Genomic DNA, 26205 nt, shown 5'->3' with positions numbered 1-26205 from the left:
TACGGACTTCGTCATCCGTGATCGTTGGCCGCGCCACCGCCGGCCCCCTTGGGAATGTCGTTGACAGCGAGGAACTGTGCGACTTCGTCCCGTCGTTGTGAGAGCCGGCCTCGGAGGTACGGGGCCATCGTGGGGTCGCGTAGGCGTTCCTCCATTTGGACCAGCCAGCGGCGGAAGGCGTCGATGTTGCTGGTGGTGAGGGCGACGTTTCGGCAGGCGAGGGGTTGGCAGTGCTGGAGCGACGGGCCGTCAGTTTCGGCGCGGCGGCACAGTGCCCGGTCGGGGTTGTAGACGCAGGTCACGAATTCTCCGGGGTAGACATGTGGGTCGTGCCGTGTGATTTGGCGCTGGAGGCGCTTGCGGTCCGCGATCACCTTTCCGGGAAACTGCACATCCCCCGCGATAGCCTTCAGCCGTGCTTCGGCTTCCTCGCCTGCGGGTCCGGCGAGCCGCTCGGGGGTGGCATCGAGGACGAGATCGCAGAGTTGTTCGCTACGGGTGAATGCCTGTTCGGCTTCAACTTCCTGGCGGAATCCGGAGGATGATGTGCCGGCGTAGCCCTCGAACATCTGGATGCTGTGGTGGCGGTATTGAATGGCGCCTGCGATCGACCCGCCTGGCTGTCGGGCGATGGACCAGGCCAGTGTCCGCCTGAACTGACGTGTGGTGAACCTCCATGGGCGCCCGTCGACTGTGGGAATTCCATCGCTTCGCCGACGCTCGGCGCAGTAGTCGTTGACCCAGGCAGAGAATGCGTTGATGTCGTTGACCGTGGTGTGTGATTGCTTGGGGTGGGGTGTCGTGTCCTCGTTCACTTCCTTGCCCCTGGTGCGCTTCGGTACGGGAGGCGACGCGAAGAGAAGGCGCCCGGGCACGGGCACCAGCCGCTCCAGTACGTCGACGGCTCGGGCCACCGTCGCGTTGACGACCCAAGTGGCTTGGACACCGAGAGGGGTGTTCTCGCCCTTGAATGCTTGGCTGGTCAATTTGTACCTGATGGGTTCCCCATCCTCGTCGCACCACCGTTGCAGGCAACCCCGTTCCAAGTGCTTGATCTCGGCGTCGCGCATTCCAGACAGGTAGGCAATGACGACGTAGCAGGCGGACTGCAGCAGTCGTAGCAGCGTCCCGATGTCGTCAGTGGCGACGGCCCGTAGCCATGGTTCCCTGTCCAGGGAGGCGCGGATAGGCGTGCGAAGGTACGTGGCGTTGTCCAGTCCTACGTCGTCCAGGGCCGCCTGGATGAGGTGCCAGTACCTGTGCTGTTGGCTGATGGTTTCCTGGTGCACGCCCGCTTCACGGGCGAGATGGTTGAGGTTAACCGGGGCGCGACCCCGAATCGGTTTCGGCGTTCTGCCGACGCGGGGAAGGGGACGTCTGTCAGCGCGGTACGCGGACAGCAGGACGGTCAGGCGTTGCGTCGTGACACCGCGAGTTCGATCGACATCAGGCACAGTGGCCTGCAGATCGGCCCAATCGCTCCGGGCCCGCAGAACGTCGTCGGCGAAGTCCTCCACCCAGCGCAGAGCCCACGTCATCAGCGGCGCCAGGACCTGCTCGGGGATCCTCGGTGTCCGATTCTCACGGGCCTGGGACATCTGGCGGCGGCCGTGGAGGGTGGCGTCGAACCAGAGAGGATGTGGGTCCAGCGGCAGGGTGTCGGACGTGAGTTTGCTGCGGAACTGCCACAAGAGCCGCACCGAGGCAAGTTTGGCCAGATCGTTGCCGCGGGAATTGCGCTCGCTCTTGATGTGCGCTTGGAAGTCCAAGAGGTCCTGCCGTGTCAGAGCATTTAGCGCCGTCCCACCTCTTTGGTCGACCCACACCAAGAACTGGTTGATCTTGAGGAACCGGGCGTAAATGGTGACGACTCGGCTTTCCTTGTGTCCCGGGGGAAGATCGATGACCAGTAGGGCGAAGAACAGTTCCTTGACGGTCTGCCTGAACTGTATGGGAACGTCGAGGAAGTGCAGGGATATTTGGCGCTTGTGGACCTGGTGTACGGCTGGCGTGAGTACCCAGATGTTGTCGCTGAAGCGTGAGGTTGTTACCAGGTCAATGTGCTCACGCAGAGGACGGGAGCGCAGGATGAACACTGTCGGAGGAATAGCCGTCAAGTCGGACTTGGGTAGGGCGAGAGAGGTCATCGAGGTTCCTGGGGGCCGCTGAGGAAACTGAGGTGAAGGGAGACAGGTTTCTTCGTAGCGGCCTTGGCCTGCTGCGCTTCGCTGAATTTGGGAAGAATCAATTGGGTGAGCGCGAGCCAGGTCCGTCCGTGTTCCTCGATCCAATCGTCTAGTGGCAGGGTGCCTCGGGCTGTCTCCAAGAGATCGCGGACGGAAAGTAGGGCTGGCAGGTGGTGTTCGGTGATCAGTGCGTTCGGGCAATGCAGGCAGGTCAGGAAGGAAACGTTGCAGACGTCCGCATCGGTGAATGGATTGTTATGGATGGCCAGGCAAGCACTCGCGAGGGTGTCGAGTTCGCCACGGATCACACGACCTAGAATTTCCGGGCTGACGCCGAGATCGTCCGCCATTGTTTGCGTGCTGCTTTTCGGGGCGACCTCGGCGTCAGTCGCCAGGATGCGTGGGCGAAATGCCCGAGTGTTGGCCTCCGCTTCGTTAATGGCTGTGGTAAGTACCTGGTCAGCCCAATCACGGATACGGGGGTCGCCTTGGAGATAGTGGACGAAGGAGACGTCCATGGTGTTGGTGCGTGAGGCGGAGGGCAGGTGGCCGCCCACTGCCCGCGTCCGCCATACTTCGACGGTTGTCTTGAGGCGGTTAAGGTTGATCTCCAACGGATTTCCGTCGTCGTCGGTCAGTCCATGTGCTGCTCCCCATCTGCCCAGTTTCAGGTCTCGGGCCAAAGTGAGGGCATACGGGTCGATGTGGCCGAGCGAGGAATGCTTGCTTTGCCCGGCAGGGTCAGCGGCCGGGCGCCCGGCAACGCCAGCCCAGATACTCCACACCCGCGTGTCGCCTGAGAAACAGCGGCCGCGGCGCATCAGATCGTGCAGCAGCAGGTAGAAGCCGCCGGGGGTGTGCAACTGGCGACTCTCGCTGGTGCCAATTTCCCAATGCACGCTCTCGCGACTCTGTGCTTTGCCTCGTCGGCGCTTGGTGAGGGCGACAGCTACCGCGCGCCCTTCAAGGACCCGGTGCTGCGCCGGGAGCTCCTTGATCGTTTCGCCGTTGCGGCCAGTCAACGCGACGCCCAGGAGCAATAGGGGCGCTAGGTCGTCCTGGGTGAGGTAGAGATGCCGCGCAAGGGCGACGCGCGCGAAGCGGTGCTGTACCCGCTGTGTGAGGCGGGTGGTCCAGGTAACGTCGGGTATACGGCCGGTTTGGTCCATCTCGTTGAGATGGGCAGCCAAGATGCGGTCCTCGGGGCCGAGGTTTTCAGGGGCGTTCCGGAAGGTCTGCAAGAGCTGTTCGCCGACCCGAATACGTTCTCGAATGCCCACCACGTCGCTGCGAGCGGCTGTGACCAGTGCTCGGAACTCTCGATCCGAGTAGCCGGGCCTGCCGACGGCCTTGGCACCGTTTCGCCGGTGACCGGGTTGCCGCAGGAACTCGCGGAGTTGGGGCGACATCTCTGTGTCAGGGGAGACTGACGCAAGCACCATGCGTAGGACCGCCAACTCGATGCTCACGGAGCCGACCTTCACGGTCTTCAAGCGCTCGAGGCGATAGCGCTCCAGGTGTCGGGGCATCAGTTCCCCGAGGGTAGAGGGCGGCGTGTGGAGGGACTCGAGGAAGGCGAGCAGCCGACGGATTACCAGATAGGCGCTGTTGGCGCTCGACTTGGTTCGAAGAGTGCCAGTCGGCCCGGTCCGGGCCGCGAAGGCGATCGCGAGGTCCCTGTGCAAACGGGGTAATGGCAGCCGAGTGAAGTCGTACTTCTTTGTGCGACCGTCCTCGCCGGCGAACGACACCGCCAAAGCACCCTGCTCGCTGTGCTTGACAGGTACGGATTCGTACGACCCCGAGGGCATCGCGGAGCTACGGCCAGGCCCGGTAGGCGCGAGGCGGGGCTGGTGGGAGACCTGCTCGCTCATGCCGCGCCCTCGGGGTCTGCCTTGATCTCGGAGGTGGGCTGGGCAGCCGCAGCGGCGACGGGCTCCCAGCTGTCGGGGATCAGGGCCATGCGAGTTTGCATCTCCAGTTCCTGGAGTGTGTGCAGATATTTCAAGGTCGTGGTGATCGACCGGTGGCCGAGTCTGATGCGAACCCAGTTCAGGGGGTCACCGAAGACCATCTGGTAGGTCTGGCGGTGCCCGGGGTTGGATTCGGCGAGGTCATGCAGATGTCCTCGCCAGAGCTGCTCAAGGGTGATGACGGCGAAGGAATGCCTTAGTTTGTGAGGGTGTGAGGACAAGTCCACCCCCGCCCGGCGGCAGCGTCGGTTGCCCGCTGTGAATACCTCTTGCCAGCAGGATTTTCCGCTGGGCCGGCCCGATTCATTGAGCCACAGCGCGGCTGGCTCTAAGCCGTCGGGAGTGACGATGAACAACCGCTGCCGCTCATCGCTGTCAAGCTTGTCCACGGTGATCCGATTCCCGCCGACGAAGACGACGGGGTCACGCCGGTCGACGACGATCAACGGATCGCGGACCTGCTCGTACAACCCCTTGTTGCGGGCGTACTCGATGGCGTCCAGCCGTTCCATCTCGGCGTAATCCCACAGTGCCTGAAGGACCGAGGCAGGGTAGTAGACCCAGCGGGCCGAGCCGCCCTTCGCGATCGCCTCAGGCAGCCAGGCGCGGGAGTTGTCGACTCCGGGCACCAGCGTGGGGATGTCGAACAGCGAGAGTGCTGTCTGCTCGCACAGCCTCAGTCCGGTGCGGATCATGAGGTCGCTATAGGTGGCGTTGCGGGAGGCGAACCTCCCGCGGAAGGATGGGTTGGGCAGCCCGGATGCGGTAAGACCGAGCAGGCCGACGTCCCGCCACAACCGGTAGAGGGCCGCGGTCATCCACTCGACATCGTTGAGAGGGCCTTGCTGGGATGCCTCGGCGGGAGTGGTGGTGCCGGCACCGCGGCGGTGAGGGTCGCGGATGCGGCTCTCGCGCTGGACGATCGGGTTCACGCGCGTATAGCCGTGATACACCGCCCAGTTGTAGAAGGTGTTGACGTCGGCGACTTCCCGGTCCCAGGTCGTCAAGGCGACATGCGGTCCGCGGGGATCTGTCGTCCTCCATTGCTTGTAGGCCGCGCGATCCCGCGCCGTGGCGTCGCGCCAGTCGCAACGGCCCCGGCTGACCCACAAGAACGTGAGCCAAAGCACCAGGTCGTAGGCCATCGCCTGGCTGGTGTTAACCGGCGCGGCTTTGAGCATGCTGTCGAAAATGTGGTTGAGCTGGATGTCGTACCGGCCGTCGGGGCTGATCAAGTACGGTTGCCGGTCCAGGATGTCGTGGTTGTCAAGCCACTCGTCCAGGTCCCACAGCGTGTCAAGCAGCGGGTCCCCGCTCTGGGGGCGGGGCAGGCTGCGGCGGGTGTGAAAGACCCGCCATCGTGTGTCACTCATGACGCCTGTCGCAGCGGTTGGGGAAGGATGGGCGGACCGGCTTGCTGCTGAAATCGGGGATCAGGCGCCGCTGGCCAGCAGTGAAGCGCGCCGCACCTGGAGCAGGGTCGGCTCCAGCGGCAGGCCCACGTCGTCGGACAGGCGGTGGCGGTGGGCCCATTCCTTCACTAGCGGGGCTACCGAACGCGGTGGCAGGGTGCCGGTACCCGTGAGGGACCACAGGCACCACAGCCGGTCAGAGTCCGACGCCCGGCGTGCGCGTTCGGTGAGCCGGTGCACCATCAGATAGAAGTCCCCTGGGCCCCAGGGCTGATCGTCCGAGGCCCGAAGCTTCCATCGAAGGGCGGCGTTGCTTCCGCGTCGGTGGTCCGGAACTCTGATGGTTACGGTGCCCCGGACGGTGTCATGCTGGTGTGAGGCGGGAAGATTCAGGAGCTCGGAAGGGCGGAGCCCTGAGAGCCCGGTTCCCAGTACAAGCAGTGGTGCCAAGTCTTCCCTGGTCAGGAACAGGCCCTGGGCGATGTCGGCTCTCTTTGCCGGGCTGTTGGTCCGGTCGAAGAGATCGAGGACGTGGAGGTCGAGAGTTTCGATCTCCACGGCGGTGACGGCCGAACTGGGCGGGTCGGCCCGGTAGGCCGCCAGCAGGCTGTCACCCCGGTCAATTCGGTCGCGGACGGCGACAGCGTCACCCACGGCCGCGCGCATGAGCTGCTCGAACTCGTTGCGCGAGAGGCAGGAAACGGGTCTTTCCAGGGTTGGCCGCAAGAGGTGCGTAGGCAGTCTTGAGCCCGGTCGGGTGAAGGGTGGGCGACCCCGGGGAGTAATTAGAGTTCCGACCTCCGGAGACAGGCTGCCGTATGGTGCGTTCCGCAGGAGCCGGCACAGCGAAGTCATGTCTTGGTAGCAGGCGCCCGTGGAAAACTTTGTCCTCCGGATGGTTACGTATTGCCCAAGGTGCCGTTCGCGCAGGGACGACAGCGAATCAAGTGGTTCGCCCAATGCTTCCAGGAAAGCCAGGAAGCGCCGTACGGTGGAGAAGTACGCCTGAGCCGTGGACAGCACGCCTATCGAATTCAGTGCCCCTGCCAGGCACTCAGCCATCTCCAAGTGCAGGGCTGGGCATGGTAGTTCGGCCACCCTAAGGATGTGCGTGCGGCCGTCAGCGGCCCGGAAAGCAACTTCCGAGGGAGACAAGGTGGGAGGCTGGGGTGGTTCACTGCCGTCAGAGAAGAGCGCAGGCATGGGCAACACCTTTCGTGCGGCAATTACGCACAGAGGAGCCCCCGCCGCAAACCAGGGGCCAGGCAAGGACCAGATCCGATTTAAGGATCATCCAAAGGCCTGCTCCGTTGTCCAGGGAATCCCCATATGGGTGATCCCCTGACGCCGTGTTCGAATATTGTTTCGAACAGCGGGTTGCCGCACTCGTGCGTAGTTGGCGGTGAGACACTGCGCCTTGTGTCGATCGTCAGCCACCGACTGGCAGGATCCTGCCGGGGGGTGTGACCGTTGAAGTCGGGGTCGCGAGCACGCGCCGTTTACCAGCCGTCGCTGCTCTGCTGTCCCGTCAGTAGAGCAGCGATCTGGACTCATCGAGAATCGTGTACTGGCTTGTTCAGCAAGCGGTGGCGAGAATGAGTGCAAAGCCGGCGTCGGTGTCGGCCCAGAGCTGATTCGTACGGAGACCCGCTTCAGTCATTTCTTCCTGGAGTCCGTCCTGGGTGAATTTCGCGCTCCGCTCGGTGATCCATTCTTCTCCGCGTGCGAAGTGAACTGCCAGGTCAAGGTCTCGCATCTTGACGAGCTGTTCGGCTCGGCTGCGCAGCCTCATTTCGATGTGGCTTTCCGTGCCGTTCCACACCGATACGTGATCGAAGGCATCTGGGTCGAAGTCGGCGTTCAGCTCGCGGTTCAAGACGTGCAACAGATGTTTGTCGAACTCCGCCGTGACGCCCTGAGCGTCATCGTAGGCAACGATCATTTCCTGCTCGGTTTTGACCAGGTCAGCGCCGATGAGAAGGAAGTCTTCGGGGCGGACGATGTCTCGGAGCCCGCGGAGGAACGGTCCACGGGCCGGGCGTCGGAAATTCCCGAGCGTGCTGCCAAGGAAGGCGATGAGGCGTGGGCCGTCCTCGGGCAGCGTCGGTAGGACGAGGGAAGTCGTGAAGTCGGCGCGGAGGGCGTGCAGACGGATCCCTGGGTAGTCCCGGACGAGTTGGGCGCTGGCCTGATGGAGCGCGTCTGCACTGACGTCGACAGGGACGTAGTGCAATCCGCTCGGCCCCAGTGCCTCGATGATCAGCTTGGACTTCGTTGAGCTCCCGGACCCGAGCTCGACAAGGCTTCGGGCTCCGGTCCGCACAGCGATGTCCTGGGCATGGAGTTGGAGCAGTCCCAGTTCCGCTCGCCACAAGGGGTATTCCGGGAGCTGGGTGATCTCCTCGAAGAGTTCGCTGCCCCGGGCGTCATAGAACCACGTGGGCGCCGTGGACTTCGGGGTGCGGGTCAGTCCGTCGCTGATGTCAGAGCGAAGTGCCTTGGCGTAGTGCTCGGCCTCGAGAGTGTCGGTGTAGCCATAGGCCCGGTTGTCGGTCATGCGTGCCTCTCTTCGGTCGACGCCACATCGGCGGAGTGCCGGGATCGCAGTTTTCTTGTCGAGCGCGCAACGCCGGCAGCAGCGGGCACCTTCCCCATCACCGGGCCGCTGGGTGCCCGGGATGACCGACGGGGCCGGGAAGCAGGCCGAGTTCTTCCCTTACTGATCCGGCTTCTCTGCCTGGGCTTGGGCACGCGAGTGGGCCTTGCGGTGCGGACAACGGACAGGATGAACGACCCACATAGCGCGGCCGTCACCCCGGCCGCGTCGTCGTACGCCCTGACGAGTACCCGCTCGTCCTTGACCAGGTCGGTGCCGAGCAGCAGCGCGTCCCCGGGGGCGAGCAGGGCGCGGAGCGAGGCGAGGAACTCGGCCCGCTCGGCGGGCAGCAGGTTGCCGATCGTGCCGCCGAGGAACGCCACCAGCCGGGGACCCGGTGTGTCCGGGAGCTCCAGGTCCGCCGTGAAGTCGGCGATCAGCGCGTGCACGCTCAGCGCGGGCCGCTCCGCGATCAGCGCCTGCCCGGCCTGGGTGAGGGCGCTCTCGCTCACGTCGACCGGGACGTAGGTGTGCAGCCCGGTGATCGCGTCGATCAGGTGCCGGGTCTTCTCGGAGGATCCGGAGCCCAGTTCGACGAGGGTGCGGGCGCCGGTCGCCGCGGCGATCGCCGCGGAGCGGGCGAGCAGGATCTCCCGTTCCGCGCGTGTCGGGTAGTACTCCGGCAGTTCGGTGATCCGTTCGAACAGCTCGCTGCCGTGCGCGTCGTAGAACCACTTCGGCGGCAGGGTCTTGGGGGTGCCGGTCAGTCCCCGCTGGACGTCGGCGCGCAGGGCTGCCTCGGTGGCGTCCTCGGGAAGGGTGCGGGTGAGAAGGAAGGGACTCACGTGGGGGGCTCCTCGGATGGTGCGGTCGCCGAGACGTCGCTCGGTTCCTTGAGCGGGGTGAGCTGCACGTCGTCCCGGTCGGCCACGAGCAGGGTGCGGTCGGGGACCTCGCGCCAGCGCGGATCGTCGTCGTACGGTTCGGACGCCACGACCGTCCCGCCGCCGGGCCGGGCGAGGTACCACAGCGAGTCGCCCCAGGCGGTGGCGGCGATGGACCCGCCGTCGGTCAGCAGCAGGTTGAGCCGGGAGCCCGGGGCCGCCGCGGCGACCTCCCCGACCGTGTCGGCCAGTGCCCGGCCCGGGTCGTCCCCGGCCCGCAGCCGGGCCAGGACGAGTGCCCAGACGAGCGCGGAGTCGTTGCGGGCCTCCAGGGACAGCAGGTCCGCCGTGGACAGGCCGGCGGCCGGCCCGGCCAGCGACCGCGGCCAGCCCTTGACGGCGCCGTTGTGGCTGAACAGCCAGGACTCCGCGGCGAACGGTGCCGCCGCGGCCTCCGCGTCGGCGCCCGCCAGGGTCGCGTCCCGCACCGCGGCGAGCAGCGCGCCGGACCGTACGACCCGGGCCAGATCGGCGAAGGACAGGTCCGCCCAGATCGGCCCGGCCCGCCGGTACCGGGCCGGCACCGGATCGCCCGCCGCGTACCAGCCGACGCCGAAGCCGTCGGCGTTGACGGTCCCGTACCGCTGCCGCCGCGGCGCCCAGGACTGCCGGTACAGCCCGTGCGGCGGGCCCACCAGCAGCCGGCCCAGCGGCTCCTCGGGCCCGACGTAGGCAAGATGACGGCACATCAGGCCTCCACCGAGCGGGCGGTGCGGAAGCCGGAGAAGATCTGCCGGCGGATCGGGTAGTCCCAGTTGCGGAAGGTGCCCCGGCAGGCCACCGCGTCCACGGCGAACGAGCCGCCCCGCAGCACCTTGTACTCCGGCCCGAAGAACACCTCCGAGTACTCCTTGTACGGGAACGCCGTGAAGCCCGGGTACGGCAGGAGGTCGCTCGACGTCCACTCCCACACGTCGCCGATCAACTGCCGTACGCCGAGCGGGGACTCCCCTTCGGGGTAGCTTCCCGCGGGCGCCGGACGCAGATGGCGCTGACCGAGGTTCGCGTGCTCCGGCCCGGGGTCGGCGTCGCCCCACGGGTAGCGCCGGGAGCGGCCGGTCGCCGGGTCGTGCCGGGCCGCCTTCTCCCACTCGGCCTCGGTGGGCAGCCGGCGTCCGGCCCAGCGGGCGTACGCGTCCGCCTCGTACCAGCACACGTGCAGCACCGGCTCGTCGGGCGGCACCACCTCGGTGACGCCGAAGCGGCGCCGCAGCCACTGCCCGCCCTCCCGGCGCCAGTACGCCGGGGCGTGGACGGAGTTGCGGCGGATGTGGGCCCAGCCGTCCGCAGTCCACCAGCGCGGGTCGTCGTACCCGCCGTCCTCGATGAACGCCTCGTAGGCGCCGTTCGTCACCGGCACGGTGTCGATGTGGAACGGCGGCACCTCGCGCGCGTGCGCGGGCCGTTCGTTGTCCAGTGCCCAGGGCTCGGTGGACGTCCCCATCGTGAACGGGCCGCCCGGGACCAGGACCTCACGGGGCCCGGTGAACGGCGGCACGGGCCGCGGGTCCGGGGCGTGCAGGGCCTGCGGACCCTTCCGGAGCTGATGGGTGATCAGCATGGTCTCGTCGTGCTGCTGCTCGTGCTGCGCGATCATCCCGAAGGCGAAGCCCGCCTCCATCAGGCGGTTGCCGCGGAACACGGCGCCGTCCAGCACGTCCAGGGCCCGGCCGCGCACCTCGGCCGCGTACAGACGGGCCTCGGCGGGCGGGAGCAGCGGCAGGGAGGGCCGGGCGGCGCGCGGGTGCTCGAACGCGTCGTAGAGGCCGTCGATCTCGGGCCGTATCGCGTCCTGCCCGGCGACCGCCCGCAGCAGCCACAGCTCCTCCTGGTTGCCGATGTGCGCCAGATCCCACACCAGCGGAGACATCAGCGGCGAGTGCTGGGCGGTCAGGTCCGGGTCCTCCACACAGCTCGTGAGGAGAGTGGTGCGTTCCCGTGCCGAGGTCAGCGAGGTCAGCGCGCGCTCGCGGAAGGCCTCGACGTCGGTCTCGACGTCCGCCCCGGTGCCGGTCTCGGTGTCGATGGCGGGGTCGGTCATGTGCGGAAGTCCTTCCCGTGCGGAGGGCGGTCGGCACCGCGCAACCGGTCCAGCAGATCGTCGGCGGGGCAGCGGCCCCGGATCACGTAGCGGTCCTGATGGGCCGCCACGGCGTTGATGACCTCGGTGGTGGCGCCGAGCCGGGGCAGCGCGTCGAGGGCCGCCGCGAAACACACCACGGCCGCCTCGTGCAACTCGGGGTCGGCGAGCCCGTACCGGGCCGCGTCCAGCCACAGCGGATTGTGCGGCGCGGGCAGCGCCAGGGACCGCTCGGCCAGGGGCTTGACCGCGCGGTAGGCGGTCTCGGTGGCCTCCGGGTCGTCGAACAGCGCCGTCGTCACGGCGAGCGGCACGATCCATCCGTCGTCGCCGGGCTGCGCGTCGATCATGCGCAGCTCCAGGTGACCGCGTGGTCTGACCGGCGGAAAGAGCGTGGTGAGGTGGTAGTCGAGATCGTCCTGGGTCGGGGGCCGGGGGGACCCGGACCTGGTCCACTCCCGGAAGGTCAGCCCCTCCGGTACGTCCCAGGGGCCGCCGTCGCGCCGTACGCACATCACCGGGGAGTCCAGCACGTGCCGGGCCCAGGCGCCGCGCGGGTCGACGTCCAGCACGGGCGCGCCCGCCCGTCCCGGGCCGATCTGCGTCCAGCGCAGCTGCCGGGTGGACAGCCAGCCGGTCGGCTCGTCGCCGGCCAGGGGGGAGTTCGCGAAGGCGGCCACCAGGACCGCGCCCAGCTGGTGCGCCAGCCACCAGCGCCGCACGTGGCCGAGGGGACCGGGCACCTCGTAGCCGGCGTCCAGGCACACCTGGACCGAGGCCGAGGTGCACATCATGGCCCGGCCGGCCGGGCCGGTGCGGTCGAGGCAGGCCTCCATCGCGTCGTAACGCGGTTCGTGCAGGAACCGGCGAGGGGGGTGCCACGGGTCGTGGCCGATGCCGAGGAGGCCGAGATCGTGTCCGCGCAGGGCCGCGCGGACGGCGTCCAGGTCGGCGGAGACGGTGCCGACGCACTCCATCAGGGAGGCGGCGGGCGGCGAGCTCAGCTCCAGCTGGCCGCCGGGTTCGACGGTGAGCGCCGACCTCAGAGGGACGGTGCGCAGTGCGGCGTAGGCCGCTTCGAGTCGTTCGGGTGCCACGGAAAGTCGTGGGCGGTGCGGGTCATGGACGAGCCATTCCACTTCGACACCGAGGGAGCGCGGCGGGCCGGTCTTGAAGCATATGCCTCGGACCAGCGCCTCCACCTCCGCCTCCGTGACGGCGGGGCGTGGCTCGGTACAGCCACTCACTGAGTCGGACATGTCGGGATCCTCCTGAGATTCCAGCATGCTGCCCGTCCGGAAAATCACCAGCCGGACCGGCATCACCCGTCCCACCCAAGACCCTCGTGCCGCTTCGCACAAGAGTGCGTTTCCGGGCGTAAGGGGCTGGACACCTCCGGTTCCGGGCCGGGAAAACTCTGTTGCACCGCATGTCCAGCATCGCTCACGATGCGTTCATGAGCACGACGGGGGAGACCGCGCGGCACGCGGTCGTGGCGCACACGGGGGTTGCGCCATGAGCGCGCGGCTGCGCGGTCTCGCGCGCGAGACCGAGCAGATCGTGGCCGCCGGGGCGTACCGCACGTCCGACGGGCGCACGGTCCCGCTGGCGGCGGCCGTGACGGCCGCGCGGGCGGCGACACGGATGCACGGACCGGAACCGGTGCCGGTGCCCGGCGCTCCGGCAGCGGACACCTTCTTGGAGGTGACCGGCGAGAGCAGCCTGGAGGCCGCCCGCCGCATCGGCCCGGCCGCCGTGCTGAACTTCGCCTCGGCCCGCAATCCCGGCGGCGGCCATCTCAACGGCGCCCAGGCCCAGGAGGAGTCCCTGTGCCGCGCCTCCGCCCTGTACACGTGCCTGCTGCGGGTCCCGGAGTTCTACGACCACCACCGCACCCACCGCGACGCGTTCTACACGGACCGTGTCGTCCACTCACCGGCCGTGCCCGTCTTCCGGGACGACCGGGGCCGCCTGCTGGACGAGCCGTACACCGCGTCGTTCCTGACCGCGGCGGCCCCGAACGCCGGGGTGGTGCGCCGGACGGACGCGGAGCGCGCCCGTGAGCTCCCGCGCGCCCTGGCCGTCCGTGCCGAGCGCGTCCTGGAGACGGCCGCCCATCACGGCCACGGGCGGCTGGTCCTCGGCGCCTGGGGCTGCGGAGTGTTCCAGAACGATCCGGCACAGGTCGCCGGCGCCTTCCGCGACCTGCTGGGCCCAGGGGGCCGGTTCTCGGGCCGATTCGAGCACGTGGTGTTCGCGGTGCTGGACCGGACGCCCCACGCCGCGGTCCGCGCGGCGTTCGCGCGGGCGTTCCCGGAGAGCCGGCCGGACTCCTGAGACCGGCCCCGGGCATTTGCCGGGGACCGGCCGGCGCCGTCCGTCAGTGCCAGCCGTAGCGCAACCGCAGCCGGTGCCGGACCAGGTCGAACCGCATCCGGTCCAGTGCGCACGCCTCGCGTCGCATGCCCCGCTCGTGCAGGCGCAGCACCCGGTCCACGTCCACCCACGAGTCCCGGCCCGACCGGTCCCAGGGACCGTGCCCGATCGGGACCCACTCCCGGTCGCGGTCGTGCCGCTTGCTGGACAGCTGAACCGCCAGGAACGTCCCGGCCGCCTCCCGTGCGACGACCAGCACGGGACGGTCCTTGCCGCGCCCGTCGTTCTCCTCGAACGGCACCCAGGTCCAGACGATCTCGCCCGGGTCGGGGTCGCCGTCGTGCGCGGGTGAGTACTCCGTGCGCACCCGGCCCACCTTGCGCGGGTCGGCCTCGGTGGTCGCGGTCGGGCCGTGGCGGCCGGGCGTGTTCTCGTCCGTGAAGGCAGTCACGGGGTCACGGTAGTGGGCGCCCGGAGCCCTCATGCCGCCGGGGAGCGGGAAGCGACCGGCTCGGGCGGGCGCAGCTCGTGCCAGCGCAGGTCGGCCTCCAACTGCGCGGCCAGGGAGACCAGCAGCGGTTCGCTGTGCGCGGGTCCGAGGAGCTGCGCGCCGACCGGCAGGCCTCCGCCGACGAAACCGGCGGGGACGTTGACGCCCGGCCAGCCCAGCACGTTCCACGGCCAGGCGTACGGGCAGGCGGCGATGATGGCGCGGTCGGTGGCGAGACCGCCGAGCCCGAGCATGGCGCCGATCCGCGGCGGGGGAGCGGCCGTCGTCGGCGCGAGGACCACGTCGAACGACGTGAAGAAGCCGCCGATACGGCGTTGCAGTTCGGCCTCGGCACGCCGGGCCGCCCGCAGCGGGGCCCCGCCGAGCAGCCTGCCGAGCCGGGCGGCCTCACGGGTGCGCGGGTCCAGCAGCGCGGGGTCGGGTGCGTCGCGGACCCATTCGGCGATACCGGCGGTGGCGCGCGGGACGAAGGTCAGCCCGATCTGCCCGTAGGGCGGGTCGGCCTCCTCGACCCAGTGGCCCAATGCGGCCAGTCGCTCGGCGAGTTCGACGACCCGGGCGCGGACCTCCGGGTGGAGCCGGGCGGGTACCGCGGTGAACGGCGGCTTCAGCGCGAGGGCGACGCGCAGCCTTCCGGGGTCGCGGCCCACGGCGCCGGACACGTCGAGCGCGGGCGGGCGGTGCGGGTCGAATTCGTGGTTGCCGGCGGCCGCGTCGAGCAGCAGCGCCGCGTCCGCGACCGTGCGTGCCAGGGTGCCGTTGACGGTGATGCCCTGGAAGGACTCGCCGCGCGGCCAGGTCGATATACGGCCGCGCTGGGGCTTTACGCCGATCAGGTGAGTCCAGGACGCCGGGATGCGGACCGAACCGGCGCCGTCCGAGCCGAGTGCGGCCGGCACCAGGCCCGCCGCGACCGCGGCGGCCGAACCGCCGGAGGAGCCGCCCGGGGTGTGGTCCGGGTTCCACGGATTGCGGGTCGCGCCGAACGCCGGCCCCTCGGTGAAGGGCCACTGCCCCAGTTCGCAGGTGTTCGTCTTGCCGACGACCACCGCGCCCGCGGCCCGCAGCCGCCGTACCGCCTCGCCGTCCTCGGCGACCGGCGGGAATCCGCCCCGGCAGCCGAACGCGGTCGGCTCGCCGGCCACGTCCATGTCGTCCTTGACGGCGACCGGCACCCCGAGCAGCGGACGGCGCACCCCGGCGGCCAGTTCCCGGTCGGCGGCCTCCGCCTCCGCGAGCGCCGCCCGACCGCGCACGATCCGGAACGCGTTGAGGGTGTCCTGCGTCGCCTCGATCCGGGCCAGGGCGGCTTCGACGAGGGCCCGCGAGGTCACCTCACCCCCGGCCAGCGCGCGGGCGGTCTCCGCCAGGCCGGCGGAACGGTCGAGCGTCATGCGGCACACCTCCGGAGCGTGTTGTCTACCGAACGGTAACGTCAGTAGGGCTTCGGCGGAACGAGGTTGGGGAGAAAGCCGGTTCGCCCGCGGTCGGCGGCTCTCCTACGGGTCACGTCCCATCGTGCGGGACGCGGAGACGCCGTGCGACCCCACCCGGTTCCGGCCGCCCCACGTGCTGCCGGGCTCCGGCCCGGCAGCGGGCCGTTCGGACGCGGGCGTGTCTCACCCGGCGTCATCCGGCCGGGTGGGGACGGCTCGTGCCCGGCCCAGCGCCGTCAGCGCGGCCGTGGTCAGCGCCGTGGTCGCCGAGGGCAGCGCGATGGGCAGGTGCGGGGCGAACTCGGGCGAATGGTTGGGCGGCAGCGCCGCGAGGCGTTCCGCGGCGTTCGCGCCGGTCGTCGCCGCCCACTGGCGCGGACCGACCACCCCGACCATCCAGTAGCCGAGCGCGATCCCCGCGCAGCCGTGGATGTCCCGCCCCGCGTCCCCGTACAGCGCGAAGTCCTCGGTCGCCATCGACGGCGCCCACGGCACCACCCGCTCGGCGCCCAGCGCCTCACGGTGCGCCTCCTGCACCGCAGTGGTCAGCGCCGCGTCCGGCAGCGTGACCGGCGACCGCGACACCACCGTGATGCCGGGCTCGGCGGGGCAGCCGGAGGCGGCCGACTCGGCCCGCACGATCCGCTCCACCGCCGCCACGAGCCGGTCCAGCCCCGCGGAGGTCAGCGCGCGGACCGTGATGCCGAGCGAGGCCGTCTCGGGCACCACGTTGCTCTGCGTGCCGGCCTGGAGCGACCCCACCGTGACCGAGGCCTGCTCCGCGGGCGCGCACTCCCGGGACACGATCTGCTGGAGCCGCAGCACCACCGCGGCGGCGGCGACCACCGGATCCACCGTCAGATGCGGCGCCCCGGCGTGCCCGCCCCGGCCGTGCAGGGTGACGTCCAGGCCGACACCGCCCGCCAGCACCGGCTGACCGTAACCGTGGGCCACCATGCCGCCCAACAGGGGTGCCGTGTGCTGCGCGAGGACCGTGTCGGGGCGTCCGAACCGTTCGTACAGGCCGTCGGCGAGCAGGGCGCGCGCCCCGGTCAGCGTCTCCTCGGCCGGCTGGCCGACGAGGACCACGGTGCCCCGCCACTCTGGCCGGGAGCGCGCCAGCAGGCTCGCGGCGCCGAGCAGCGCCGCGGCGTGCAGGTCGTGGCCGCACGCGTGCATGAAGGGCCCCTGAGCGGCGTAGGGCAGACCGGTCCGCTCGCGCAGCGCCAGCGCGTCCAGTTCGGTCCGCAGATACACGCGCGGCCCGTCCCCGTTGGCGAGGACACCGACCACCCCGTGTCCGCCGACCCCGCGGGTCACGGAGCAGCCCTCCGCCTCCAGCGCGTCGGCGAGGTGTGCCGCGGTGCGCACTTCCCCGCCCGACGGCTCCGGGTGCCGGTGCAGGTCCATGGCGAAGGCGGTGAGGGGACGCAGCAGCGCGTCCAGGTGCCGCAGCACGGGTGCGTGCCGGCCGGAGGAGAGGATCGCCGCGGTACTCATTCCGCCATGATCCGGCCGACCGGCGGACGTTCGCCGACAGAGCGCTGGCACACCGCGGGCACTTCACTGACCGGCCGCTGGCAGGTCGCTGACGGATCGCTGTCGCGCGGCCCGCGGTCCGCTGGCACTCGGCTGCCGTCCGACGGCAGCGCCCTGTCAGCGGACGACCGCGTGATGCGTCAGTGGCACCCGGTCCAATGAAGAGGTCAACACCCCGGGAACGGCCCGGCGGTGTGCACACGTCAGGAGTGACCATGGCTGACAAGTCGACCCTCGCCGCCCTCGCCGACGAGATCCTGGAGCTCGAGTCGGAGACGTTCGAGATCTCGGACTACTCGGACGCCAGCGAGGTCGTGCTCGCCGGTTCCACGAGCTGCTCCTCCACCTCGACCTGCTCCTCCACCACCAGCACCACCTCCTGCAGCGCCTGATCCTCGGGCCCGCAGTGCCTCGGCGTCCGGCACCGCCGGACGCCGAAACGGCCGGGCGCCGCCCGCCACTTCCCGTGGAGTGGTGGGCGACGGCCCGGCCGCCGTGCGTTCCCGAGGCGCCGCGCCCGTCACGGGAACGGATGCGGGACCCGTCTGATCTCCCGCTCCGCCAGGTCCGTGGCACGCAGTCCGCCGCGGCGGGCCGCGGTCCGCAGCCGGGGCATCAGCAGGGCCCGCTGGCGCGACCAGCCGAAGTCGATCGGCAGCAGTCCGGGAGCCAGCACGCAGACCGTCCGCAGCCCCATCCGCTCCTGCTCCGGCGTCGTCTGGTCCACGACGACGACATCGAGGCCCGCGCCCGCCAACTCGTCGCGGCACAGCGCCACGTCGTCCGCCAGATCCCCGGTGCGCGGACGTCCGGAGGACTCCCACGACGCGTACACCTCGGCCATCGGCAGGACCGCCCGCGGCTCGTGGTACCGGGTCACGTGCGCCGCCGTCTCCGGCAGGCCGTAGAGCTGCGCGTGGTCCTTCAGGTGCAGCACCTTCGTGAAGTCGGCGGCCATCGCCTCCAGTTCGGCGCGCCGTTCCTCCACCTGCCCGGGCAGGTGCGGAATGTAGGTCAGCACCTCCGACAGGGCGCCCTCCAGCGCGGCCGACGGGTCCAGTGAGGCGCCGGCGCCGAAGGAGTGCAGCCCCGGTCCGCCGTCCCGCCGGACCGCCAGGCCGGTGACGACCGGCACCGCCAGGTCGATCCGGTTGTCGAAGGCGTGCACGTCGTACCCCTGGAGCGCGGCACGGTCGATCATGGCGCGGACGGTGGGGTCGCCCACCGTGGCGAGGTCGATCTCCGTCAGCCGGGTTCCGCCGTACCAGGCGAGCAGGAAGGCGTCCCGCTCGATCAGTTCGAGCAGCCCGCCGAGCACCGCCTCCTCCAGGCAGCTGCCGATGGCGCAGCCGTTGGAGCACTCGAAGACGAAGTTGTCCGCCGCCAGCCCCGCGCTGTAGTGCACCAGCCGGGCGGGTACGAGCACCGGACGCTCGTCGCGCAGGGAGTAGCCCCACACCCACGGGATCGGCCGGTCGGGGTCGAACGGGTCGACCATCGGGTCGTCCCGGTAGGTCTCCGCGGAGTAGAAGCCGCACGCGGCGGGGTCGAGCGCGTCCTCGCCGAGGCTGTTGTACGAGGCCGTCAGCAGCTTCGTCCCCCGCCGCCGGTGCGTGCCCGCGTACCGCTCGAGCCCCTCCAGGAAAGCCAGATCCCGGCTGGCCGAGAACCCGTTGGCCTGGCCGCTCCAGGTCACATCGGTCAGCCCCGCGTACCCGCGCATGAACACGCTGCCCGCGACCGGGGCGGTGGTGGGCGAGGTGACGTTGATCCAGGTCCCGGCGCCGAGCAGGCCCGTGACGGGATTCGCCAGCGCGGACGGCGCCAGCGGGTAGGAGGACGCCGCACGCAGCCGGTAGGCGCCGGGGTCCGGCTTCGGACGGGGGACCAGGGCCAGATCGGCGGACTCGCGGTCGTCCGTCCCGCCGGTACCGCAGTGCGGGCACAGCGGGTCGGCGTACAGCGGGAAGGTCCGCACGGTCAGCGTCGCCACGTCCAGGCACGAGACCTGCGGCAGCGACCGGTCGGCCGCCGTCGCGCCGGGCGGCACCGCGCCCGGCGAAGCGACGACCGCCTCGTACAGCAGGTGCACGGCGTCCGCGAGGAAGGCGGGCCGCTCGGGCCATCCCGGGGCGAAGCTCCACGGCCTGCCCGTCTCCAGCGCCTCCCGCTCGGTGCGTGAGCGCAGCCGCTGCCAGCGCATCGCCAGACACGTGCCGCAGGCCCGCGCGTCGGCGTCGCCGCCCCACGGGCCCACCAGTACCTCGCGCGCGGTCAGGTGCACCGTGGCGGTGGGCCGTTCGGGAGCCCACGGATCGCCGGCCGGTCCGCCCAGCACGTCGCGCGCCCCGAGCGGCACCACGCCGGGGGCCCGGCCGGGGGCGCACCGCTTCGTCAGCTCCGTCCGCAGCAGCCGCCGTGCCTCCTCCAGCGGCAGCCCTTCGGTCACAGTCGTCGTCATGCGCGGTTGCTCCAGCGGAAGGTCTTCAGGCCGATGGCGGCGAAGACGACGGTGAAGGCGATCAGCGCGCCGCAGTCCACCGCGATGTCCCCGACGCTTCCGGCGCCCGACAGGGAGGCGGAGACGGCGTCGTTGAAGTAGCGCAGCGGCAGCACCAGGGAGACCGTCTGGAGCCACGACGGCATCATGTCCAGCGGCAGGAACGAACCGGACAGGAACGCCATCGGCACCATAAGGAAGTTCGCGATGGCGGCGACCGCCTCCGGGGTGTCGGCGTACGAGCCGATGATCACGCCCATCGTCAGGAACGCGGTGATGCCGAGCAGCAGCACGGGCAGCGCCAGCGGCCACCGGGAGTCCAGCTCCAGGCCGAACATCGGCAGCATCGCCACCGCGACGAACACCACGGCCTGCACGACGCCGACGGCGAGCGCCAGTACGTACCGCGACGCCAGGACGGTGGGCAGGCTCGTCGGCGTCATGCGGATCAGACGGAGCAGATCGTCGCGCCGCCACTGCATCAGCGTGAACGCGATGCCGAACACCGCCGCGTTGCCCACGCCCCACGACATCACTCCGGGCGCGATGTAGGAGATGTAGGGCCGGCCGGTCTCCTCCACCTCCTGGCCGCTGAAGATCAGCCCGAAGACCACCAGGAAGACCAGGGGGAAGGCGAAGGTGAAGAAGAGGGTGGCGGCGTCCCGGACCTGGGCCCGGTAGCCGGCTGTGGTCAGTGCCCCGTAGGCGCTCATGCCTGGTGCTCCGTGTTCTCGGCGTTCTCGGCGTTCTCGGCGTTCTTGACGTTCGCGGCGTTCTCGGTGTGCTCGCCGGCGGTGCCGGCGGTGCCGGCGGTGGAGGTGAGCTGGAGGTAGACGTCCTCGAGGGTGGCGGTGCGGGTCTGCACACCGTCCAGGCCGCCCCGCGCGTCGAGCGCCGACAGCACCTGGCCGGACACCTGCGTCTCCAGTACGAGGCTGCCGCCCCGCACACTCGCGCGCTCGACGCCCGGAACGGCGGACGCCTCGGCGACCGTCATGCGCTCCGGCGGCAGCAGCACGGAGGTGGGCGCGCCCGCGGCGCCGACCAGTCCGCGCGGCGAGTCCAGCGCCGCGATCCGGCCCTCCACGAGGATCGCCACCCGGTCGCACAGGGCTTCCGCCTCGTCCAGGTGGTGGGTGGTGTACACGATGGTGCGGCCCGCCTCCTTCAGACCGCGCAGCACGTCCCACAGATCCCGCCGGGCCTGCGGGTCCAGCGCGGCCGTGGGCTCGTCCAGGAAGATGAGTTCGGGATCGTGGACCAGCGCGGAGGCGATGGCCAGCCGCTGGCGCTGACCGCCCGAGAGGTTCTCCACCCGGGTGTCGCGCTGCGCCGTCAGCCCGACCGCCGCCAACGTGCGGTCCACCGCGGCCCGGTCGGCGCGGTAGAGGGCGGCCACCGTCGCCAGGTGCTCATGGGCCTTCTGCCGCACGAAGAACGCCGACGACTGGGTCTGGACACCGATCCGGGGCAGCAGCGCGACATTGCGCGGCCACGGGGCGCTGCCCAGCACGCCGACCGTGCCCGAGTCGGCCCGGCGCAGGCCCTCCATGATCTCCACCAGGGTGGTCTTCCCCGCCCCGTTGGGGCCGAGCAGACCGAAGAACTCGCCGCGGCCGATCCGCAGCGACACCCCGTTCAGCGCCTGGCGGGTGCCGTAGCGCTTGTTCACCTCCTCGACATGGATGGCGGTGTCCGCCAGGAGGTTGCCGGGGTCCGCCGGCACGGTTTCCGTCTCCGTCATGAACAGCTCCTCGGAACAGGCCCGTCAGGGGGCTAGCAGGACAATCGCGGCCGTGACGACACCGGCCGCGAGCAGACAGACCAGAACGGACGAGCCGATCCCGTATGCCAGGTACAGCACCCGCGCGCGGCGCGGGTACACGGCCGCGGCCTGCCGGTCGCGCAGCCGCAGTCTCAGATAGCGCCCGCTCTCGGGCGCGTAGCCGGACACGCCCAGGGCGTGACCGAGCATGGTGTAGCCGTCCAGCGGCGGCAGGGGCAGCAGGTTGACCAGTGCCTGGACGCTGCCCAGCAGGAGCAGCCCCGACAGCACCCTGCGGGTCGGGTCACCCGTCTCCAGCGCCGCCCACCACACGGCGAAGGGCAGCAGGAACAGCAGGTTGGCGAAGGCGCCGGCGGCGCCGATCACCAGCTGGTGCCGACGGCGGGTGAGGAAGCGGTAGTTGTCCACCCGGCAGTACATGATCGCGACGGGCAGCCGCCAGCGCAGGCCGATCTCGCTCACCGTGCCGCCGTGGTGGCGGGCGGCGATGCCGTGCGCGAGCTCGTGGCCGGCGGTGCTCAGCCACAGCAGGGTGAACACGGCGACCAGCGCCACCGGCTGCTGGAACAGCCACCAGGTGTCGCGCAGCAGCGTGCCGGACGCGGCGGCCAGCACCACCTCCATGGCCAGGCAGAGCGCCAGCAGCGGCAGCAGCACCCCCCGGCGCAGCAGCGGGCGCAGCGCCCCGTGCAGACGCCCGGTGGTCCGGCCGGCGTCGGCGACCAGACGCAGGCTGCCGCGCAGCAGCGTGCCGCTGAAGGGCGGGCCGGGCGGCGCGGCGGCCGGCTCGCGGGCCGGCGCGCCGGCCAGCAGCCGCTTGGTGCCCAGCAGACCCAGCAGCTGGTGCCAGTTGGCCTCGCCCAGCCGTCGCCCGAAGGCGGCGGCGTACTCGGCGCCGATCTCCTCCAGGCTCCGGACGCCGTCCAGCCGGGAGATGAGGAAGAACTCCTTCGGCCCCACCTCGAAGGAGGTGCCGTCCGAGGGGTCCCTGATCAGGTGGACGGTGACCGGGCCGCGCAGCAGCGGCGGGCTGAGCAGGATCTCCGGCCGCAGCCGCGGCCGGTGGGTGAACACGTCGGCCCGGTCGGGGCTCATGAGGCGGCCTCCGCGGCGGCGGCGGTCCCGGACCGCAGGACCCGCCCGAGCACGTGCGAGAGATAGGCCTCGTCCCGGATCGTCACATGGAGCCGGTTGTTGGTCATGTGCATGTACGGAGAGAGCAGCAGCGGCAGAGCGACCGCCGGGTCGGTGACCCGCTCGTCACGGGTGCCGTCCCAGGAGCGGAACACCAGGTCGCCGGCCTCGGCCAGGGCCACGGCACGCTTCCGCAGCTCGAGGCAGTGCTCCGCCCAGCCGCGCAGGAACGCGGGCAGCCGGTCGAGCCGGTCGGTGGCGACGGCCCGGCGGATCTCGGCGAAGCGGCGGCCCAGTCTCGGCGCCATCTCGGCGTAGCTGCGGTCGTACTCCGTGGAGCCGATGAACCCCGTGCCGGGGAACGCCTTGTGCCAGAACTCGTAGTAGCTCTCCAGGTAGTCGGCGAGTTCGTCGTCGTCGGGCAGGAAGCAGCCCGCCATGACCATCATCAACTGGGCGGACGTGCCGAGCAGCACGGTCCGCAGGTGCAGGTTCATCGTGGCGAACGCCTCGATGACGAGGTCGCTGGAGTGCGCGAAGTGCCACTCGGCGAGGGCGACGCCCGCCGGTCCGCCGTACTTGCCGTACTCGGGCTCGTACGGCTCGTAGGACTGGGAGTTGTTCGGCCGCAGCCGCATCCGGCCGTCGTCGCCCATGAAGTCCCCGCGGTCGCCCTCCGGGAACTCGATCTCGAAGAGGGTGTTGTAGAACTCGTTGAGGAAGCCGGAGTCCACCTCGTAGAGGGCGGGCCTGCTGCGCAGGAAGTCGGCGATGGCCGTCTCGGCCCGGCGGCGCACCTCGGCCGTCGCCTCCTCGGACACCGGTCTCAGACGCAGCCGGACGTGCGGGCCCTCCAGCCAGTAGTTGATGAAGAAGTGCCCGGCGAGCAGCCCGTCGTCGTCGAGCCCGGAGATCAGCGGGCCGACGCAGTTCACCAGCATGGGCTGCGGGTTGGCGGCGTAGAAGATGTGGATGGCCTGCCACGCGCCGGGGGAGGGGGTCAGCTCGGACACGGTGCGTTCTCCTCGGTGCGTGGGGTGAAGGTGAAGGTCTCCACGGACAGTTCCGCCACGTGGCTGCCGCGCTCGGAGACGACGTGCAGGCCGTTCTCGGAGGGGAGCATCTCGCGCAGCTCCACCCGGTCGTCGGGGGACTTGACCAGTGCCTCGAAAGCGGCGAGCGACAGGGGACTGTCGAAGTCGAGGTACTGCGGCTTGGCGCCCGCGCCGCCCCGGGGGCCGCCGGAGACGGTGGCGAAGACCCGGGTCGGCAGATCGTGTTCGCGGCGCCAGCGACGCCAGGCCAGGAACACCTCGTCCTCCGGGGTGCCCGCGGGGAGCGCGGGCAGCGACGCCGCGGTGGTGGACCAGCAGCGCCGGGCCAGGACCAGGTTGCCGTGCCGGACGCGCGGCCGGCGGGTCACGCCCAGGTGCGACGGGCCGTGCGGGACCCCGGCCCACACGTCCAGCGGCGCCATCGACGTGGGCGACAGCAGCAGCAGCGTGCGCGGCGTCTCGGGCAGCGCGAGCGGCACCAGGTAGCCGAGGTACACGGGGACGACTTCTTGGCCCAGGCGCTCGGAGCGCAGCACCAGCCGGTCCTCGTTCTCGTCGTGCTCCAGATGGAGATCGGCGAGGTGGATGCGCCGGTCCTCGGGGACGGAGCTGGCCTCCCCGGGGCACACGATCTGGTAGTCGGTCAGGCGCCCGTGCAGGTTGAGGTTGCTGGTGACGGGGCCGCCGGTCAGCTCGGCGAGAACGGCTCCGGGCGGGGTGAGCCGTACGGCCTGCTCCCGCAGCGGGTCGGACAGGCCGGGGCCGGACGGGTCGTCCCAGACGTGGGTGAAGCGGCTGAAGGGGAACGACAGCCCGCCGTAGGAGCGGTTGAGCACCATCAGCGGCTCGTCGCCCTCGGAGGTCAGCTGCACATGGTGGCTCTGCGGGGTGAACGGGGCTGCGAGACCGTCCAGTTCGGCGGCGACCTCGTCGAGGTGACCGTCCGACAGTACGACGTCCTCCGTGCCGGTGTGCCCGGCCCACAGCGCGCGCATACGGTCGATGAACGCCCGCCGTCCCCGGTCCAGCGCCCTGATCTCCTCCAGCCCCAGCCAGTTCTCCTCCGGCACGTACTCGCCCCGCGCGTCGAACGGAACGCGCTTGGCGGTGAAGGAAAGGTACTGGTCGAAGAAGTCCTCGTGGAAGTCGTGGACCAGACCCAGCAGGTCGTCGCACCGGCCGCCCTTGCCGTAGCGGGCCAGGAAGAAGCCCTTGAACGTCACGCGCTGCGGCAGGGTGAGGTCGAACGCCGGCAGCACCCGCTCCACCGAGCGCAGCGCCCCGCCGTCCGCGCCGGTCCAGGCGCCCAGACCGCACGAGACGTCGTCCCCGGCGTCGGCGTCCTCGTACACCAGCGTCTGCGGCAGCGACACGTCCGCCGCGCCCAGCAGCCGCTGGGCCTCGCCCAGGCCGGCACGCAGCCGGCGCATCAGCGCCGCCCGCCCGGCCGTGTCCGCGTCCGGGAACTCCGCCAGCAGCGCGGCGGCGTCGCCGAGTTCCGCGGCCAGCTCGACCGCCCACGGACGGTCCAGCGCGGTCAGCGCGTCCCGGAATGAGTCCAGCGGGTCGGCGGTGTGCACATCGGTGTCCAGGCAGGGCACCCGGATCATGCCGAGTTGCAGCAGCGCCGAGACGTACGTCTCGCACAGCTCGGCGTCGGCGTCCGCCCCGTACTCGGCGCACAGCCAGTCCACCACCTCCCGGTACCGCAGGTCCCGCTCGCTCAGCAGGGCGATGAGCCGGTCCAGGGTGCCACTGCGGCGCAGGAAGAACAGCCGGTCCTTGACCGCGTCGAAGGTGACGGCCGCGTCGTCGTCGCCCGCGGTCACCCAGCGGCGCACGTAACGGACGCGGTGGTCGTCGCTGCCCCAGCCCGAGGCCAGCCGTACCGGGAGGTCGGCACGCAGCGCGGGCGAGGCGAGGACCAGCTCGGCGAAACGCGCCAGTACGACGACGTTCAGCCTTACCCTGCCCCGCCACTGCTCGCGCACCCGCAGCGCCGGGTCGGCGCCGTCGCCGAAGGTGCCGAGCGCGACGCCGGTGAACGTGCTGAAGGGGCTGGTCTTGCAGGCCGTGCGGTAGAGGTACGACAGCACCGAACGCTCGACCTTGCGCAGCCGTTTGTCGGGGCGCTCGTCCGCGCCCAGCCGCAGATACGGCCCGAGCCGCCCTTCGAGGGTCGGCGAGGCGAGCAGCAGGCCGTGCCGCAGCCGGTCCTCGTCCAGCAGCGCCCGCAACACCTCGCGGGTCCGGGCCAGTTCGCCGCCGAGCAGTTCGGCGCCGTGCCGGTGCAGTTCGGTCAGCGCGCGGCGGTCGTCCAGCCACTGCCCGGTACTGCGGGCCACGGCGGGATCCAGCTCGGTGATCAGGTCGAGGGCGGCGGCGGGCTGCGCGGGCAGCCGGTTGTTGAAGATGTCGCGGCGCAGCGCGAGCAGTCGTCGGCGCCGTGTGCCGTCGTCGGGGAAGGCCCGGTCGGCGGCCGGGACCAGCGCGTGGAGCACGTCGCTGAGTTCCCCGCCCCGGACGTTCAGGTCCCGTTCGGCCGACAGGACCTCGTCGGCCCAGCGGGCGGTGTCCGGACAGCGCAGGTCACGTACGGATTCGACGGGCAGGCCGGCCACCCGCAGGAGGAAGCGGCGGCCGGGCTGCCAGCTGGTTCTCGGTGTCACGGCGGCCC

The 26205-nt window shown here is 70.7% G+C and carries 19 protein-coding genes and 1 pseudogene; 2 read left to right on the top strand and 18 right to left on the bottom strand.

All coding sequences use genetic code 11. The annotated features are described in order from the left end of the window. Positions 1-11: 11 nt before the first annotated feature. The 9 genes and pseudogenes from DN051_RS06600 to egtA all read right to left on the bottom strand — a co-directional run bounded on the left by DN051_RS06600 (position 12) and on the right by egtA (position 12450). Positions 12-2147: a hypothetical protein gene (locus tag DN051_RS06600; RefSeq protein WP_112438210.1), complete on the bottom strand. Its 2136-nt coding sequence runs from the start codon at positions 2145-2147 to the stop codon at positions 12-14. After that, positions 2144-4060, bottom strand: coding sequence for a hypothetical protein (locus DN051_RS06595; RefSeq protein WP_112438209.1), 1917 nt, complete (start codon positions 4058-4060; stop codon positions 2144-2146). Before DN051_RS06595 ends, DN051_RS06600 begins: the two co-directional genes overlap by 4 nt. Beyond that, positions 4057-5532: a tyrosine-type recombinase/integrase gene (locus DN051_RS06590; RefSeq protein ID WP_199314897.1), complete on the bottom strand. Its 1476-nt coding sequence runs from the start codon at positions 5530-5532 to the stop codon at positions 4057-4059. The genes DN051_RS06595 and DN051_RS06590 overlap by 4 nt, the downstream gene beginning before the upstream one ends. A 60-nt stretch (positions 5533-5592) precedes the next feature. Next, on the bottom strand, positions 5593-6225 hold the full coding sequence (locus DN051_RS06585; protein ID WP_162624865.1) for a hypothetical protein: 633 nt from the start codon (positions 6223-6225) through the stop codon (positions 5593-5595). A 922-nt stretch (positions 6226-7147) separates the two neighbouring features. After that, on the bottom strand, positions 7148-8128 hold the full coding sequence (egtD, locus tag DN051_RS06580) for an L-histidine N(alpha)-methyltransferase (RefSeq protein ID WP_112438207.1): 981 nt from the start codon (positions 8126-8128) through the stop codon (positions 7148-7150). Between the two features lie 245 nt (positions 8129-8373). Then, a pseudogene (locus DN051_RS06575) lies at positions 8374-9030 on the bottom strand (L-histidine N(alpha)-methyltransferase); the annotation flags it as partial. After that, on the bottom strand, positions 9009-9800 hold the full coding sequence (egtC, locus tag DN051_RS06570) for an ergothioneine biosynthesis protein EgtC (protein WP_053760572.1): 792 nt from the start codon (positions 9798-9800) through the stop codon (positions 9009-9011). The gene egtC and the pseudogene DN051_RS06575, both read right to left, overlap by 22 nt. Then, complete coding sequence (gene egtB, locus DN051_RS06565) at positions 9800-11152, bottom strand: ergothioneine biosynthesis protein EgtB (RefSeq protein ID WP_053760573.1); 1353 nt, start codon at positions 11150-11152, stop codon at positions 9800-9802. The genes egtC and egtB overlap by 1 nt, the downstream gene beginning before the upstream one ends. Further along, positions 11149-12450 (bottom strand): ergothioneine biosynthesis glutamate--cysteine ligase EgtA, encoded by a 1302-nt coding sequence (gene egtA, locus DN051_RS06560; protein ID WP_053760616.1) that lies wholly within the window; start codon positions 12448-12450, stop codon positions 11149-11151. Before egtA ends, egtB begins: the two co-directional genes overlap by 4 nt. A gap of 256 nt (positions 12451-12706) precedes the next feature. Here egtA and DN051_RS06555 point away from each other — a divergent pair, with 256 nt between their 5' ends. Continuing rightward, entirely contained in the window at positions 12707-13528 is an 822-nt protein-coding gene (locus tag DN051_RS06555; protein WP_162624864.1) for a TIGR02452 family protein, read from the top strand. 43 nt (positions 13529-13571) lie between these two features. Here DN051_RS06555 and DN051_RS06550 read toward each other — a convergent pair whose 3' ends face one another. The 3 genes from DN051_RS06550 to DN051_RS06540 all read right to left on the bottom strand — a co-directional run bounded on the left by DN051_RS06550 (position 13572) and on the right by DN051_RS06540 (position 16924). After that, the gene (locus DN051_RS06550) at positions 13572-14018 is read right to left on the bottom strand and encodes a type II toxin-antitoxin system PemK/MazF family toxin (protein WP_053760575.1); all 447 of its coding nucleotides are present in this window, start codon (positions 14016-14018) and stop codon (positions 13572-13574) included. A 29-nt stretch (positions 14019-14047) separates the two neighbouring features. Then, a complete protein-coding gene (locus DN051_RS06545) occupies positions 14048-15472 on the bottom strand; it encodes an amidase (protein WP_053760576.1) in 1425 nt (474 codons plus the stop codon). 225 nt (positions 15473-15697) lie between these two features. Further along, the gene (locus tag DN051_RS06540; RefSeq protein WP_246041194.1) at positions 15698-16924 is read right to left on the bottom strand and encodes an amidohydrolase; all 1227 of its coding nucleotides are present in this window, start codon (positions 16922-16924) and stop codon (positions 15698-15700) included. A gap of 344 nt (positions 16925-17268) precedes the next feature. On the opposite strand from DN051_RS06540, the gene DN051_RS06530 reads away from it, so the two are divergent. Continuing rightward, the gene (locus tag DN051_RS06530; RefSeq protein ID WP_053760578.1) at positions 17269-17445 is read left to right on the top strand and encodes a thiazolylpeptide-type bacteriocin; all 177 of its coding nucleotides are present in this window, start codon (positions 17269-17271) and stop codon (positions 17443-17445) included. Positions 17446-17573: 128 nt separating this feature from the next. Here the strand turns inward: DN051_RS06530 and DN051_RS06525 are convergent, their stop codons facing one another. From DN051_RS06525 to DN051_RS06500, 6 genes are read right to left on the bottom strand one after another with little or no spacing between them, the layout of a single operon-like run. Further along, positions 17574-19514 carry a TOMM precursor leader peptide-binding protein gene (locus DN051_RS06525; RefSeq protein WP_199314896.1) on the bottom strand — a complete coding sequence of 647 codons (1941 nt, stop codon included), beginning with the start codon at positions 19512-19514 and terminating at the stop codon, positions 17574-17576. After that, positions 19511-20266, bottom strand: a complete 756-nt coding sequence (locus DN051_RS06520) for an ABC transporter permease (protein ID WP_053760579.1) — start codon at positions 20264-20266, stop codon at positions 19511-19513. The genes DN051_RS06525 and DN051_RS06520 overlap by 4 nt, the downstream gene beginning before the upstream one ends. Further along, complete coding sequence (locus DN051_RS06515; protein ID WP_079001223.1) at positions 20263-21297, bottom strand: ABC transporter ATP-binding protein; 1035 nt, start codon at positions 21295-21297, stop codon at positions 20263-20265. Before DN051_RS06515 ends, DN051_RS06520 begins: the two co-directional genes overlap by 4 nt. Positions 21298-21321: 24 nt before the next feature. After that, a complete protein-coding gene (locus DN051_RS44925) occupies positions 21322-22434 on the bottom strand; it encodes a zinc metalloprotease (protein WP_162624863.1) in 1113 nt (370 codons plus the stop codon). Next, positions 22431-23477, bottom strand: a complete 1047-nt coding sequence (locus tag DN051_RS06505; RefSeq protein ID WP_381276726.1) for a lantibiotic dehydratase C-terminal domain-containing protein — start codon at positions 23475-23477, stop codon at positions 22431-22433. Before DN051_RS06505 ends, DN051_RS44925 begins: the two co-directional genes overlap by 4 nt. After that, positions 23474-26197, bottom strand: coding sequence for a lantibiotic dehydratase (locus tag DN051_RS06500; protein ID WP_112438203.1), 2724 nt, complete (start codon positions 26195-26197; stop codon positions 23474-23476). The genes DN051_RS06505 and DN051_RS06500 overlap by 4 nt, the downstream gene beginning before the upstream one ends. Between the last annotated feature and the right edge of the window lie 8 nt (positions 26198-26205).

This window comes from Streptomyces cadmiisoli, assembly GCF_003261055.1.
Classification (GTDB): domain Bacteria; phylum Actinomycetota; class Actinomycetes; order Streptomycetales; family Streptomycetaceae; genus Streptomyces; species Streptomyces cadmiisoli.
The sequence above is the reverse complement of the archived record's forward strand: the minus strand, read 5'-3'. Positions and strand labels throughout refer to the sequence as shown.